At 42.8% G+C, this 15,106-nt stretch carries 9 protein-coding genes and 1 pseudogene (1 of these 10 running past the window's edge); 7 read left to right on the top strand and 3 right to left on the bottom strand.

Annotated elements, in window-relative coordinates:
* Positions 1-1,341, top strand: partial view of a sulfatase gene (locus tag N8A86_RS04445; RefSeq protein WP_273567965.1) — the 3' portion only. 153 nt of this gene lie to the left of the window's left edge; only the last 1,341 of its 1,494 coding nucleotides appear in the window; its start codon lies off the left edge, out of view; its stop codon occupies positions 1,339-1,341.
* Between the two features lie 14 nt (positions 1,342-1,355).
* On the opposite strand, the gene N8A86_RS04440 is transcribed toward N8A86_RS04445, so the two are convergent.
* The 3 genes and pseudogenes from N8A86_RS04440 to N8A86_RS04430 all read right to left on the bottom strand — a co-directional run bounded on the left by N8A86_RS04440 (position 1,356) and on the right by N8A86_RS04430 (position 8,678).
* Positions 1,356-2,774 (bottom strand): glutamate synthase subunit beta, encoded by a 1,419-nt coding sequence (locus tag N8A86_RS04440; protein WP_273569022.1) that lies wholly within the window; start codon positions 2,772-2,774, stop codon positions 1,356-1,358.
* Between the two features lie 56 nt (positions 2,775-2,830).
* A pseudogene (gene gltB, locus N8A86_RS04435) lies at positions 2,831-7,338 on the bottom strand (glutamate synthase large subunit).
* Between the two features lie 197 nt (positions 7,339-7,535).
* On the bottom strand, positions 7,536-8,678 hold the full coding sequence (locus N8A86_RS04430) for an acyl-CoA dehydrogenase family protein (RefSeq protein WP_273567964.1): 1,143 nt from the start codon (positions 8,676-8,678) through the stop codon (positions 7,536-7,538).
* A 286-nt stretch (positions 8,679-8,964) separates the two neighbouring features.
* Between N8A86_RS04430 and N8A86_RS04425 the strand changes: the two genes are divergently transcribed.
* The 6 genes from N8A86_RS04425 to N8A86_RS04400 all read left to right on the top strand — a co-directional run bounded on the left by N8A86_RS04425 (position 8,965) and on the right by N8A86_RS04400 (position 15,041).
* Positions 8,965-10,197 carry a Glu/Leu/Phe/Val dehydrogenase dimerization domain-containing protein gene (locus N8A86_RS04425; protein WP_273567963.1) on the top strand — a complete coding sequence of 411 codons (1,233 nt, stop codon included), beginning with the start codon at positions 8,965-8,967 and terminating at the stop codon, positions 10,195-10,197.
* A gap of 16 nt (positions 10,198-10,213) precedes the next feature.
* Positions 10,214-11,587 carry a sodium:proton antiporter NhaD gene (nhaD, locus tag N8A86_RS04420; RefSeq protein ID WP_273567962.1) on the top strand — a complete coding sequence of 458 codons (1,374 nt, stop codon included), beginning with the start codon at positions 10,214-10,216 and terminating at the stop codon, positions 11,585-11,587.
* Positions 11,588-11,636: 49 nt separating this feature from the next.
* Positions 11,637-12,329 (top strand): MotA/TolQ/ExbB proton channel family protein, encoded by a 693-nt coding sequence (locus N8A86_RS04415; RefSeq protein WP_273567961.1) that lies wholly within the window; start codon positions 11,637-11,639, stop codon positions 12,327-12,329.
* A 10-nt stretch (positions 12,330-12,339) separates the two neighbouring features.
* Positions 12,340-12,726: an ExbD/TolR family protein gene (locus N8A86_RS04410; RefSeq protein WP_273567960.1), complete on the top strand. Its 387-nt coding sequence runs from the start codon at positions 12,340-12,342 to the stop codon at positions 12,724-12,726.
* 162 nt (positions 12,727-12,888) lie between these two features.
* The gene (locus N8A86_RS04405; protein ID WP_273567959.1) at positions 12,889-13,833 is read left to right on the top strand and encodes an energy transducer TonB; all 945 of its coding nucleotides are present in this window, start codon (positions 12,889-12,891) and stop codon (positions 13,831-13,833) included.
* The gene (locus N8A86_RS04400) at positions 13,830-15,041 is read left to right on the top strand and encodes a bifunctional folylpolyglutamate synthase/dihydrofolate synthase (RefSeq protein WP_273567958.1); all 1,212 of its coding nucleotides are present in this window, start codon (positions 13,830-13,832) and stop codon (positions 15,039-15,041) included. Before N8A86_RS04405 ends, N8A86_RS04400 begins: the two co-directional genes overlap by 4 nt.
* Positions 15,042-15,106: the final 65 nt, after the last annotated feature.

The raw sequence follows: 15,106 nt of genomic DNA, 5'->3' as shown, positions 1-15,106 counted from the left end.
GCAAGTATTATGACGGGCAAATTCACGGCAAGACATGGTATAACGGATTGGATAGGAGCTAAATCTGGAGTCGATTGGCGTACAACCAACCGACATGATAAATTACTGCCTGCCGAATATGTGCATAGATTACCTGAAAACGATGTGACATTGGCCGAGGCTATGAAAAATGCTGGGTACAAGACATTTTTTTCTGGAAAATGGCATTTGGGCAATGAGGGGTCGTATCCTGAGGATCATGGTTTTGATATCAATAAAGGAGGATGGGATAAAGGAAGCCCCATTGGAGGATATTTCTCTCCTTGGGAAAATCCTAAATTGGAAAATAGGGTAATTGGAGAAAACCTTTCTATGCGATTGGCCAAGGAGACCGTATCGTTTATAGAAGAAAGTAAAGCGGAATCCTTTTTTGCCTTTCTATCTTTTTATGCCGTACATGGCCCGATTCAAACGACTCAAACCAAATGGGCCAAGTATCGAGACAAAGCAGAGAAAAGTGGAATATCCGAAACTGGTTACAAAATGGAAACGGTTTTGCCCATAAGACAAGTGCAAGATAATCCAATATATGCCGGACTGGTCGAGCAAATGGATGATGCCGTTGGTTTAGTTTTGGATGCTTTGGATGAACAAGGTATTGCCGATGAGACCATTGTGATCTTTACCTCCGATAATGGCGGTGTTGCATCAGGGGATTCGTTTTCTACATCCAATCTACCACTTCGAGGAGGGAAGGGATATCAATGGGAAGGTGGTATTCGAGAACCCTACTTTATAAAAGTTCCATGGCTAAAAAATAATGGTTCAGAAAGTGATTTTCCTGTCACTGGAACGGATTTTTATCCTACCCTATTGGATTTGATCGGAATCGATCTATTACCTCAACAGCATATTGATGGCATTAGCCTTAAACCGATTCTTGAAGGCAAACCAATGGAAATTTCCCGTCCACTTTTCTGGCACTATCCACATTATGGAAATCAAGGGGGTGAGCCGTCTTCCATCATTCAAGAAAATGGTTGGAAACTAATTCATTATTGGGAGGATGGGCGCGATGAACTTTATAAACTCGAAAGTGATATCGGGGAACAGAATAACATCGTGGGTGAACATCACGAAATGGCCGAACAACTAAGAGGAAAATTACTTGGTTGGTTAAATGAGGTGGGGGCCAATAGGCCCAGCAAAGACATGGAGCATGATAGTACTCTTGCCCAGCAGCGACATGAAAAAATAGTCAACGAAACATGGCCTAACTTGGAAGAAGCAAGAATGAATATGCTTGCCAAGGATTTTTCACCAAATGAAGATTGGTGGGGGAGCCAGATAACTAAAGACTGATTTTATAAGGATTTTTAAACCCTCGGTAAATCACCCTCACCTTTTAGGGGGAGTACCGATTCTCCCATAAGATAAGTGTCTACGTGATGAGCAGCTTGACGTCCCTCCGAAATGGCCCAAACAATAAGGGACTGCCCTCTTCGCTGATCACCTGCTACAAATACTCCGGGTACATTGGTCATATAGTCTTTTTCGGATGCCTTGATGTTGGTTCTATGATCGGCTTCCAATCCCAATTGTTCTGCAATTGTCATTTCCGAACCCGTAAATCCTAGCGCGAGAAGGGCCAATTCACATTTCCATTCTTTTTCGGTTCCTTCGACTTCTTTCAGAACCATGGATTTTCCTGGCTCCCGGATCCATTCGATTTCGGAGGTAATCAATCCGGTCAAATTTCCATCTTGATCGCCGACAAATTTTTTGGTGGAAATGCTAAAAAAACGTTCCGCACCTTCCTTATGGGAAGAACTTGTGCGCAAACGCATCGGCCAAAAAGGCCAAGGTTGCCCTTCGGGGCGTTCGGTCGAACCCATTGGCATAATCTCAAAATTGGAAACTGATTTAGCACCCTGCCGAAAAGAGGTTCCAATACAATCCGAACCCGTATCTCCACCACCAATAACGACCACATCTTTTCCTTTGGCAAGAATTTCTTCTCCCAATTCTTTTACGCCATCTACCCTACGATTGTTTTGAGGAAGAAACTCCATCGCCTGAACGACCCCCTTTAAATCGGCACCTTCGATTGGCAAATTTCTTCGAACGGTCGCCCCTCCACAAAGTACAACGGCGTCAAAATCGGCTTTCAAGGTATCTGCTTTAATGTATTTTCCGACGTGAACGCCACATTTGAATTCAATACCTTCTTCCTCCAATACTTTTAGCCTACGGTCAATGACATGCTTTTCCATTTTAAAATCCGGAATACCATAGCGCAATAATCCTCCCGGTTTTTCGTCCCTTTCGAAAACGGTTACCAAGTGTCCCGCTCTATTCAATTGTTGTGCCGCTGCCAAACCTGCGGGTCCCGAACCGATGACCGCCACTTTTTTACCTGTGCGGTTCATTGGTGGTTCTGCCACGATCCAACCTTTTTCAAAGGCGGTCTCGGCAATATTTTTTTCAATATTTTCAATCGTAACCGGATCTTCGTTGATTCCCAATACACAGGCTTCTTCGCATGGTGCGGGGCACAATCTTCCCGTAAATTCCGGAAAATTATTCGTTGCATGCAGCATATCGGAGGCTTTGTCCCATTTGCCACGATAGACGGCATCGTTAAAATCGGGAATCAAATTGCCCAACGGGCAACCGCTGTGGCAAAAAGGAATCCCACAATCCATACACCTTGCACCTGATCTTTGAGTTCTTTTTCTTTTAAAGGTTTTGTAAACTCTTTGTAGTGCTTTATGCGTTCTTCTGCGGGGGCGTATTCCTCCACTTTTCTATCGAACTCCAAAAATCCTGTTATCTTTCCCATGTTTCGATTTTATGTTGTTTCCAATGCTTCCTTTGCTAAGCGAATCAAGGCCTGCTTATATTCTTCAGGAAAACCTTTACAAATTTTGGCAGGCTCGTTTCCCATTTTTCTAAAATACGTTGTGCAAGCGGACTCATGGTATAGTTATAGTGGCTCTCGATCAAGTCTTTCAACTGTTCGATGTCATTATCCTCCTCAACTTTTAATAAATTCAATGCCTCTGTGTTGCACTTTTTTTCAAAAGTCTTATTCGGGTCGTAGACATAGGCAATTCCACCGCTCATTCCCGCGCCAAAATTTCTTCCGACCTCGCCAAGAATTACCGCGACACCTCCGGTCATATATTCGCATCCGTGATCTCCGATACCTTCGACAACCGCCTTGGCACCTGAATTACGTACACAGAATCGTTCGCCCGCTTTTCCATTAATGTATGCTCTTCCTGCAGTAGCGCCGTATAGAGTCACATTACCTGTGATAACATTTTCTTCAGGAACGATGGTCGACCCTTCAGGTACTTTGATGACCAATTTAGCGCCTGATAATCCTTTTCCGAGATAATCGTTTGTATTCCCGTTTACGGTCAGTGTTAATCCTCGAGTGGCGAAAGCACCAAAACTTTGTCCGGCAGACCCTGTAAAGTTCAACCGCAATGTATTGATAGGAAGGCCTTGTGCACCATATACTTTGGAGATTTCATTACTGATAATGGCCCCTACCGCCCGATCTGTATTTCGTATCGGAAAGTCAAGGCTCAATTTTTCCTTTCTGAACAATGAAGGATTCGCCTTGGCAATAATCTCAAACTCGATGGATTTATCGACATCGTGCCTTTGTTTTTCAGTATTGTAGAACTTGGTGCCGGCCGGTACATCGACTTGATGCAGGATGGGGGTCAAATCGATTCCGTTTGCCTTGTAATGATCGATGGCTTTTTTTCGATCCAACTTTTGAACCTGCCCCACCATTTCGTTGAGCGTTCGGAACCCTAATTGCGCCATGATTTCGCGCAGCTCTTGGGCGACAAAGTACATGTAATTGACCACATGCTCCGGTTTTCCTTCGAACTTTTTGCGCAATTCCGGATTTTGGGTGGCAATACCAACTGGACAGGTGTTCAAATGACATACACGCATCATAATACATCCTGAGGCTACCAGAGGTGCGGTCGCAAAACCGAATTCCTCGGCGCCGAGCAGACAGGCTATGGCAACGTCCCTACCGGTTTTTAACTGTCCATCACACTCCAAAACGACGCGATTTCTCAGGTCGTTCATGACCAAAGTTTGTTGCGCTTCGGCAATTCCCAATTCCCATGGGAGTCCGGCATGCTTTAATGATGTCAAGGGAGATGCCCCCGTGCCCCCGTCGAAACCAGAAACCAAAATCACATCGGCTTTGGCTTTAGCGACGCCAGCAGCAACGGTCCCCACACCTACTTCGGAAACCAATTTTACATTGATTCGTGCTTTTCGATTCGCCGATTTCAAATCATATATGAGTTGCGATAAATCTTCGATGGAATAAATATCATGGTGTGGTGGGGGAGAAATCAAACCTACATAGGGCGTTGAATTTCTTGTTTTCGCTATCGAAGGATTGACTTTCGGGCCGGGCAATTGACCACCTTCCCCAGGTTTCGCTCCTTGGGCCATTTTTATTTGTATCTCCTTCGCATTGCTTAAATAGTTGGAGGTTACCCCAAATCTACCCGAGGCCACCTGTTTTATCGCACTGTTGCGCCAATCACCTGTTGCATTTTTATAAAAACGATCTTCGTCTTCACCCCCTTCGCCAGAATTGCTCTTACCTCCAATACGGTTCATTGCAATGGCCAAGTTTTCATGGGCTTCTTTACTAATGGAACCATAGGACATGGCTCCCGTTTTGAAGCGTTTTACAATTTCCGTCCAAGGTTCTACCTCCTCCAAGGGAATAGGGTCATAATTTGAGAACTCGAACAGACCGCGAATGGTCATCAAGTTTTTGGATTGCTCGTTCACCATTTCGGCAAACTCTTTGTACGTATCGGGCTCATTACCACGAACGGCTTTTTGGAGTTTAGCAATGGAAAGCGGATTGAACATGTGTTTTTCACCGTCCCTTCTCCATCTGTATTCGCCACCGATTTCTAATTCCAGGTTTGCAGCAATTTCTTTCTTAGCGAATGCGTTTTGATGTCTTTTGGCGATTTCCTTTTCAATTTGATATAGCCCGATCCCTTGAATACGGGTCGGCGTACTCGGAAAATATTTATCGACCACTTTGGTATTGATACCAATACATTCGAACAATTGTGAGCCACGATATGAATTAAGGGTCGAAATGCCGATTTTATTCATCACTTTCAAGATGCCTTTACCGATAGCCTTGTTGTAATTCTTAACGGCTTCGTCAAATGTGAATTCCGTGATATCGTGTTCCTCTATCTGTTCGCCGATTATTTCATTGACGAGATACGGATTGATGGCGCTTGCCCCAAACCCGAACAAGAGGCAGAAATGATGTACTTCTCGTGGTTCGGCGGATTCGATAATGATACTTAGTTTGGAACGCTTGCCCAATTTTTGCAATCCACTGTTTACAAACGAGCAAGCCAATAATGCAGGGATTGGGGCCATTTTTTCATCGACATCCCTATCCGATAGAATAATAATGTTAGTGCCTTCATCAATAGCATGTGAAGCCTGTTTTAAAATCGATTCCAAGGCATCTTCCAAACCATTGTGTCCGCGTTCAATTTCATAAAGAATAGGTATGGAGACTACCTTGTAATCAGGACTTGAATCATAATTCTTGATCTTATCGAGATCCTCCTTTGAAATAACCGGGTTTTGTATTTTCAACTTCCGGCAGTGCAGTTCGGTCATTTCAAAAATGTTCTGGTCACTACCCAGTGTCAAACTGATATCGGTAATCATCTCCTCTCGAATACCATCTAGAGGAGGGTTGGTCACTTGGGCGAACAATTGTTTAAAATAGTTGTAAATCAATTGTGGTCGTTGTGACAATACGGCAATCGGAGTATCCGAACCCATGGATCCGATGGGTTCTTTGGCGTATTGCCCCATCGGGAGGATTATGGTATTGATATCTTCCAAGGTATATCCGAAGACCGATTTTCTTTTTTCCAAAGAAGATTCTCCTAAAAACAAGGGGCAGTCATTATAGGGTATATCTCGAAGGTGTACCAAGTTTTTATCCAACCATTTTTTATACGGATGGCGCAAGGCGATTTCCTGTTTAATTTCCTCGTCATTGATAATACGACCTTCCTCCATGTTGACCAAAAACATTTTTCCAGGTTCAAGGCGGCCATGGTGTTCTACGTTCTTGGCTGCAATATCCAAGACTCCGGTTTCAGAAGACATAATGACGTAGCCATCTTTTGTCACGGTATATCGCGAAGGTCTTAGTCCGTTTCTGTCCAATACAGCACCGATATAATTTCCATCCGTGAAAGGTATGGATGCCGGGCCATCCCAAGGTTCCATCATGCATGAATTGTATTCATAAAAAGCCCTTTTGGCCTCAGACATATCGGGATTTTTCTCCCAAGCCTCGGGTACCAGCATCATCATCACTTCGGGAAGGGATCGTCCCGTCATCAACAGCATTTCAACCACCATATCCATGGTAGCGGAATCCGATTTTCCGGGAAGTATTACAGGAAGTATTTTTTTGATTTCATCACCAAAAAGGTCGCTTTTCATTAGCTCTTCCCTAGATTTCATGCGGGATACATTTCCACGCAACGTATTGATTTCACCATTATGACACATATATCGGAAAGGCTGCGCCAAATCCCAGGTCGGGAAGGTGTTCGTTGAAAAACGTTGATGCACCAATGACAAGCGAGTGACCACCCTGGGATCCATTAAATCTTTATAATAAAGGCTAATGTCCTTAGGCATCAAAAGACCCTTGAAAATTATAATTTTTGTTGAAAGGCTTGGCAGGTAGAAGAAACCACTTTCGGATAACTTCGAATTTAAAATGGCATGTTCGGTTATCTTTCGGGCCGTGAACAATTTAAGATTGAAGGTAAACTCGTCTTGTGACGGTTTTTCCTTGGCAATAAATATCTGCATGACAAAGGGCTCAGTCTCCATTGCAATGCGCCCGGGAATCGAACGATTTACTGGAACATCACGCCAGCCCAGAAGTTGAAGCCCTTGTTTTTTAATATTTTCCTCGAAAATATCGATACAGAATTTTCTTTGGTTCTCTTTACGGGGAAGAAAAACGTTGCTCACTGCATATTCGCCTGGTTCGGGAATTTCGAAGGCCAATTCCGCCTTAAAAAAATCATGGGGTATGTCGATAAGGATTCCAGCACCATCTCCGGTTTTTCCATCGGAACTTACGGCACCTCGGTGCTCGAGTTTGTCCAAGATTTCCAATGCCTTATGAATAATATCATTGGACTTTTTCCCCTTCAAACTACAAATGAAACCTGCTCCGCAGTTATCATGCTCAAATTCAGGTAAATACAATCCTTGTTTCTTCAATGTCATAATCCAAATATTTTTAAGCCCGACAGGTTAGCTTTTGGTTATCCAAGCCTATAAAAATATCATTTTTATTGAATTATTCCCAGTGAATTGGCTGCTATCCAACAAAAAACACAACGATTGTAATAAAACACTAAATAATCTTGAATTTCGAAAATTTTGGCTGTTAAAATTGAGATTTTGATAATGCCAATCGGCATCTAATCCCTCAAAATACTGCGGGAAATAACGATTTTCTGAATTTCGGAGGTTCCCTCGTAGATTTGGGTGATTTTGGCATCCCGCATGAGACGTTCTACATGGTAGTCTTTTACAAAACCATTACCACCGTGAATTTGAACGGCCTCGACCGTTGTATCCATGGCCACTTGTGAGGCGTAGAGTTTGGCCATGGCACCCGATAGGTCATAATTTAGGTCATTATCCTTTTCCCAAGCCGCTTTATATACCAAGTGTCTGGCTGCCTCAATTTGGGTGTGCATATCGGCCAATTTGAAGGCGATGGCCTGATGGTTGGCGATTTCGGTGCCAAAAGCTTTTCTTTCCTTGGAGTATTTGAGGGCAAGTTCATAAGCGCCTGCAGCTATTCCCAATGCCTGGGCGGCAATTCCGATTCGACCCCCCGCCAAGGTTTTCATGGCGAACTTGAACCCGAAGCCATCTTCCCCGATGCGGTTTTCCTTGGGGATTTTAACATCATTAAAGTTTAAGGAATGTGTATCGCTTCCGCGGATGCCTAACTTATTTTCCTTGGGGCCGACTTCAAAGCCATCCATACCTTTTTCGACAATTAGGGCATTGATTCCTTTATGGCCTTTTTCCTTATTAGTTTGTGCAATGACAAGATAAACTTCCGCCGTTCCTCCGTTGGTGATCCAATTCTTTGTGCCGTTCAAAACATAGTGTTCGCCTTTGTCGATAGCGGTTGTTTTTTGGGAAGTGGCATCGCTGCCTGCTTCAGGTTCCGACAAACAGAATGCACCAATTATCTCCCCTGACGCCAATCGCGTTAGGTATTTATCTTTTTGCTCCTCCGTTCCAAAAGCCTCAAGACCATAACAGACCAGGGAATTATTTACGGATACGACTACGGAAGCGGAGGCATCGATTTTAGAAAGTTCCTCCATAACCAATACGTATGACATGGTGTCCAATCCACTGCCACCATATTTGGGATCCACCATCATTCCCATAAAACCGAGTTCTCCCATTTTTTTGACTTGCTCAGCAGGAAAACGTTGAGCATCGTCCCTTTCGATTACTTCAGGTAGGAGTTCGTTCTGGGCGAAATCCCGTGCGGCCTGTTGGATCATCAATTGTTCTTCGGAAAGGGCAAAGTCCATAATATTGCGGAATTGGTAAACAGTTGTACAAATATAAGGGTATGTTCGAAAAATCAGGAAAATTCGCGAGCTGTTTTTAAGAGTAACACAACAGTAAGACGGTAAAGAAAAATACCTAAACCAAAGCATTTTTTTATATTTGTTCGCCTATGCCGAAAGCATCGGATTTAATCGAGAAATTATGAGACAGCACTAACCGCCATAGGCGGAAAAACAAAATAGAAAAAGGTAGTAACATGGTCGCTGAAAAGCGGACGGATTCATAATTTTTAATTAAATCAGAACGATGAAAGAATTACTCAAGATATATGAGAACAAACAGCCCGAAATTGTTTTCAACTGGAAAGACCCGGAAACCGAGGCTGAAGGTTGGACGGTTATAAACTCCTTGCGTGGAGGGGCTGCCGGTGGTGGTACGAGAATGCGTGAAGGGCTTGATATGAACGAGGTGCTCTCTTTGGCGAAGACCATGGAAGTTAAATTCACCGTGTCGGGACCGCCAATAGGCGGTGCAAAATCAGGAATTAATTTCAATCCGAACGATCCTCGGAAAAAAGGGGTTTTAGAACGATGGTACCATGCAGTCGCACCGCTTTTGAAAAGTTATTACGGTACGGGTGGCGATTTGAACGTCGACGAAATCCATGAGGTCATTCCCATTACCGAAGATGCCGGGGTATGGCATCCGCAGGAGGGCGTTTTTAATGGACACTTTAGACCGACTGAAGCCGATAAAATAAATCGCATAGGACAACTTCGATTGGGGGTTATCAAAGCTTTGGAAAGCTCGAAATATTCACCTGAAGTCTCAAGAAAATATACCGTAGCCGATATGATTACCGGTTTTGGAGTTGCCGAAGCCGTTCGTCATTATTACGACATTTATGGCGGCAATGTGATGGGGAAAAGAGCGGTTGTTCAGGGATTTGGCAATGTGGGTGGTGCCGCGGCGTTTTATTTGGCGCAGATGGGTGCAAAAGTTGTCGGTATTATCGATAGAGCGGCAGGCGTTATAAAAGAAGAGGGTTTCTCGTTCGATGAAATCAAATCTTTTTTCCTGAATAAAAAAGGAAACAACCTAATGGCCGATGCGAACCAAATGATTCCTTTTGAGGAAATCAATGAACGGATTTGGACGCTTCCTACAGAAATATTTATTCCTTGTGCCGCTTCAAGGTTAATTACCAAAGATCAAATCAGTAAGATGATAGATACGGGTCTAGAGGTCATCTCGTGCGGCGCCAATGTGCCTTTTGCAGATAAGGAAATTTTCTTCGGACCGATAATGGAATATACCGATGGACGCGTGAGCCTTATTCCCGATTTTATTTCGAATTGTGGAATGGCCCGTGTTTTTGCCTATTTCATGGAAAAAAAAGTGGGCATGGATGATGATTTAATATTTAATGACACATCGAACACAATTAGAAAAGCAATTTTGAATATCTTTAAGCAAAATCCTTCGAAGACTAATTTGAGTAGCACAGGATTTGAAATCGCATTGAAACAATTGATTTAACATAAACCGACCGAGTATGGAAACCATTATTATCATTGTATTTGTTGTGGGTTATCTCGCGATTACCATGGAGCATAACCTGAAGATTGACAAACTAATCCCGGCCTTGGCCATGATGGCCATATTATGGGCTATCATTGCGTTGACGCATATGCCGGTCTTTGAGGTCAATACAGAACTTAAGGAGCTTGAACCCAGCCACATCGATGAAATGCTACTGCACCATTTGGGAAAGACTGCCGAGATTCTGGTCTTCTTGCTGGGTGCTATGACGATAGTTGAAATCATTGATTATTTTGATGGATTTGCGACCATAAAAGGCTTTATTAGAACTAAAAGCAAGCGTAAATTGTTGTGGCTTTTTTCGATATTGGCATTTATTCTTTCGGCCATCATTGACAATTTAACTGCAACTATCGTTTTGATAACGATTTTGCAGAAGGTCATTAATGATCGAAATACAAGATTATGGTTTGCGGGTATGATCATAATCGCGGCCAACGCCGGTGGAGCTTGGTCTCCTATTGGAGATGTTACCACGACAATGTTGTGGATAGGTAATAAGGTAACTGCCCTACAATTGATAGAGCATGTGTTGGTGCCTTCGATTGCCTGTATGATTGTACCTGTATTGGTTGCCAGTAATTATAAAGCTTTTCAGGGGAATATCGATAGGGACGTTGATGCGTTGGAAGAACCAAAATCGAGGTTTGGTGCGACTATGTTATATCTAGGGTTGGGAGCAATTGTATTTGTTCCGATTTTCAAAACCATTACACATTTGCCTCCCTATGTGGGCATGATGCTATCCTTGGCAATGGTAGCCACTTTTGCCGAGATTTACAGTAATTCAAAGTTTACTATTTCCGACGCTGTAGATGTTCCGGGTGTGAGTGATTCGCATGGTCATCACAGTCCGGTTCATGCCTCACTTTCAAAAATTGAACTGCCGAGTATTTTATTCTTTCTGGGAATATTGCTCGCTGTTGCCGCCATGGAATCTTTAGGTCTATTATTTCATTTTGCAGAAACCTTGGATTCTACAATGCCCATGTTGGGGACGGAATCAATTGGGGAGCATGTCTCCGATTTGGTGGTTTTGATATTAGGTGTTGGCTCGGCGGTAATCGACAATGTTCCTTTGGTTGCAGCCAGTATGGGCATGTTCTCTGTACCCATTGATGACCCTGTTTGGCATTTTATCGCCTATTCAGCAGGAACCGGGGGTAGTATGTTGATTATTGGCTCTGCTGCCGGAGTTGTTGCCATGGGAATGGAAAAAATTGATTTTTTCTGGTATCTGAAGAAAATAGCATGGCTGGCATTCCTTGGATTTATAGCTGGTGCGGTAACTTTCATATTAATTCGAAATTTAGTGCTGAACGCATAATTTAATCGATAAAATGCCGTTATAAGGGCAAATCAATAAGAGAAAATATATGTTTTTGATGCAAGACCTTGCCACGGATCCCACAACGGGTGAAGTACTTTCCGAAGAGAAGACCCTTTCGGTCATGGATTTGATTTTCAGTGGAGGGACTGGAAGTATAGTAATTATCTCTGTACTCTTCATTATGCTTGCGGTAGCCCTATATATATACTTTGAGCGCTTGCTGGCCGTGAACGCGGCTTCAAAGATCGACAGTAACTTTATGAACCAAATTCGTGACCATGTCACCAATGGTAAATTGGAAGCGGCCAAGATTTTGTGTGCCCAGACCGATTCTCCAGTGGCCCGATTGACCGAAAAGGGAGTTTCCCGAATAGGTAAACCTTTAGATGATATCAATACCGCAATTGAAAATGCGGGCACATTGGAGGTTTATAAATTGGAGAAGAACGTTAGTATTTTGGCAACAGTTGCCGGTGCTGCCCCAATGATCGGATTCCTTGGAACCGTAATTGGTATGATTTTGGCATTCCATGAAATGGCTACTAGCGGTGGACAAGCCGAGATGGGCTCTTTGGCCTCAGGGATTTATACGGCAATGACCACAACGGTGGCAGGTCTTATCGTTGGTATAATTGCTTATATGGGCTATAATCACCTAGTAAACCGAACTGACAAGGTGGTTCATAAAATGGAGGCCAATGCGGTCGAGTTTTTGGATTTATTGAACGAACCGCTTTAATCCTTGATATATGAAATTGAAAGGAAGAAATAAGGTAAGTCCTGATTTTAGCATGTCGTCGATGACGGATATTGTTTTTCTGCTATTGATATTTTTCATGCTAACGGCGAACTCACCGAATGCATTGGATTTGTTATTGCCCAAAGCGAAAGGGAAGTCTACCAATACGCAAAATGTTTCGGTAAGTATCGACAAGAACCTGCAATATTTTGTGAACAACGAGAGAATCAACGGAGAATATATAGAAATTGAATTAAAAAAGGCACTACAAGGTCAAGACAAACCTACCATCATCCTGAGGGCAGAAGAAAGCGTAGCTATCAAAGAAGCGGTCAACGTTATGGATATTGCCAATAGGAACAATTACAAGGTTATTTTGGCCGTGCGACCCAATTGATGCCAGTTCGGCATTAAAATAACGCATATAATTTGTTTCTTTTTCGTTCATATTTCTCCAAAAAAGATAACCGTAGCTAAGGCTATGCTGATATTTTTTGTATCATCTGAACAAAAAATAATTCAAATTAATAATACGAGATTTTAAAACTGAATTGGCAAAATGTCATTCTTAGACACGAGACATAAGAAAAAATCCTTTACACTTACGACACTACTGTTGAGTGTACTCCTGCTTGTTTTATTCTATATCGGGCTGACCTATATGGATCCGCCAATCGAGAACGGAATATCCGTGAATTTTGGTACTATGGATTTTGGTAGTGGCCAAGTACAACCCAAAGAGAAAATTAGATCGGAACCTTTGGATACTCCGCCTGTTGAACCGACCAAACAGGAAGAAGTTGTGGAGGAGGCTGTAGAAGAAGCTGTGGAAGAGGAGCCGGAAGAAACAGTTGTCAAAGAAGCCCCTTCAGAAAAAGTACTTACCCAAGATAATGAAGAGGCCATAAAAATAAAGCAGGCCAACGAAGCCAAGAAAAAGGCTGAAGACGCCGCCAAAGAGGCTAAGCGTAAAGCTGATGCCGAGGCAAAAAAGGCTAAGGCCGAAGCCCAACGAAAAGCAGATGAGCAACGACGGGCCGAAGAGAAAAAACGCCAGGAACAGGAGGCCAAGAAAAAAGAATTGGACGAACTGATGGGTGGACTGAACAAGTCTGATGGCACGGCATCAGGAAGTGAGGGGGATGATGACAAGGCTGGAGATAAAGGTTCTCCTGACGGCGATCCTTATGCTACAAGTTATTATGGTTCGCCAGGTTCTGGAAGCGGTACGGGCGGTTATGGGTTAAACGGTCGATCGCTGGTCAGCAAAGGAAAAGTCCAACAAGAATGTAACGAATCCGGCAGGGTAGTGGTTAAAATTGTGGTAGACCGGAATGGTAATGTCGTCAGCGCAACACCTGGCGTCAAAGGAACTACCAATAATGCCCCATGTCTTTTAGACCCGGCAAAGAAAACCGCCTTCAAGCATAAATGGAATCTTGATTCAAATGCACCTAGCCAACAAGTTGGTTTCGTAGTGGTCAATTTCAAACTTGGGGAGTGACCTACGCAGCGACTTTGGATTGGATGTTCGACCGACTTCCAATGTACCAACAAAAAGGAAAAGTTGCCTTTAACGGAAAGTTGGACAATATTCTTTCACTTGCTTCTCATTTAGACCATCCTGAAAAGAAATTTAAGAGCATTCATGTTGCCGGAACCAATGGCAAAGGATCGAGTAGTCATATGTTGGCCTCTATCTTACAGGAAGCCGGGTACAAAGTTGGTTTATACACTTCTCCCCACCTAAAGGATTTTCGCGAACGTATCAGAATAAACGGGAAGCCAATAGGCAAGAAATTCGTTATCGATTTTATCGAAAAGAACAAATCGTTTTTCGAGAAGGAAAGACTTTCATTTTTTGAAATGTCCGTTGGTATGGCGTTTCAATATTTTGCAATTAAAAAAGTCGATATCACCATCATAGAGGTCGGTTTGGGCGGGCGATTGGATTCTACCAATATTATCTTGCCCGAAGTTTCACTGATTACCAATATCGGATTAGATCATATTGATTTGCTGGGCGATACATTGCAAAAAATCGCTTTCGAAAAAGCGGGAATAATAAAACAAAATATTCCAGTTGTTATCAGTGAGCGACAAGAAGCCGTTGAAGATATTTTTATAATAAATGCCTCAAAAAAGGGTTCCAAAATCGTATTTGCCGAAGACATCATTCAAAAATCGTATAAGACTTCACTTCTCGGGAATTATCAAGAGAGGAATATCAAAGGAGTTATAGCGGCCCTAAAAGAACTTAAGAATTTTAAAATAGAAGAGCGGAATATTGTTTCAGGGCTTAAAAATGTTGTTGAAAATACGGGTTTGATGGGACGATGGCAGATATTGGGTGAAAATCCGAAAATTGTTTGCGATACCGCACATAATTACGAGGGGCTCTCATTGGTATTGCAACAAATTCAGTTACAAAAGTTCAATACCCTGCATATCATATTGGGTTTTGTGAAGGACAAAAACCTTGATTCGGTGTTGCCCTTATTCCCAAAAAATGCTAAGTATTATTTTGCGAGGCCCAAAATCAGAAGAGGACTTGATGCGGAATTATTGCGGAGAAACGCCAACGATTTAGGTCTTAATGGAAATTCTTATTCATCCGTAGAAAAAGCACTGAAAATGGCTCTTGAGAAAGCTAATGAAGACGATTTCATATTTGTTGGCGGAAGTACTTTTGTTGTGGCCGAAGTGGTGTGATTTTGTGCGAATCGGTTTTTAGTCCAAAGAAATATGACTCGATAGATTTTCAAACAAAAAAAGTC

It is taken from the genome of Maribacter halichondriae (assembly GCF_027474825.1).
Classification (GTDB): domain Bacteria; phylum Bacteroidota; class Bacteroidia; order Flavobacteriales; family Flavobacteriaceae; genus Meishania; species Meishania halichondriae.
The sequence above is the reverse complement of the archived record's forward strand: the minus strand, read 5'-3'. Positions and strand labels throughout refer to the sequence as shown.

Coding starts and splice junctions, on each gene's coding strand:
- N8A86_RS04430 (WP_273567964.1), bottom strand. CDS start 8,678: ATGGACTTTGCCCTTTCCGAAGAACAATTGATGATCCAACAGGCCGCA.
- N8A86_RS04425 (WP_273567963.1), top strand. CDS start 8,965: ATGAAAGAATTACTCAAGATATATGAGAACAAACAGCCCGAAATTGTT.
- nhaD (WP_273567962.1), top strand. CDS start 10,214: ATGGAAACCATTATTATCATTGTATTTGTTGTGGGTTATCTCGCGATT.
- N8A86_RS04415 (WP_273567961.1), top strand. CDS start 11,637: ATGTTTTTGATGCAAGACCTTGCCACGGATCCCACAACGGGTGAAGTA.
- N8A86_RS04410 (WP_273567960.1), top strand. CDS start 12,340: ATGAAATTGAAAGGAAGAAATAAGGTAAGTCCTGATTTTAGCATGTCG.
- N8A86_RS04405 (WP_273567959.1), top strand. CDS start 12,889: ATGTCATTCTTAGACACGAGACATAAGAAAAAATCCTTTACACTTACG.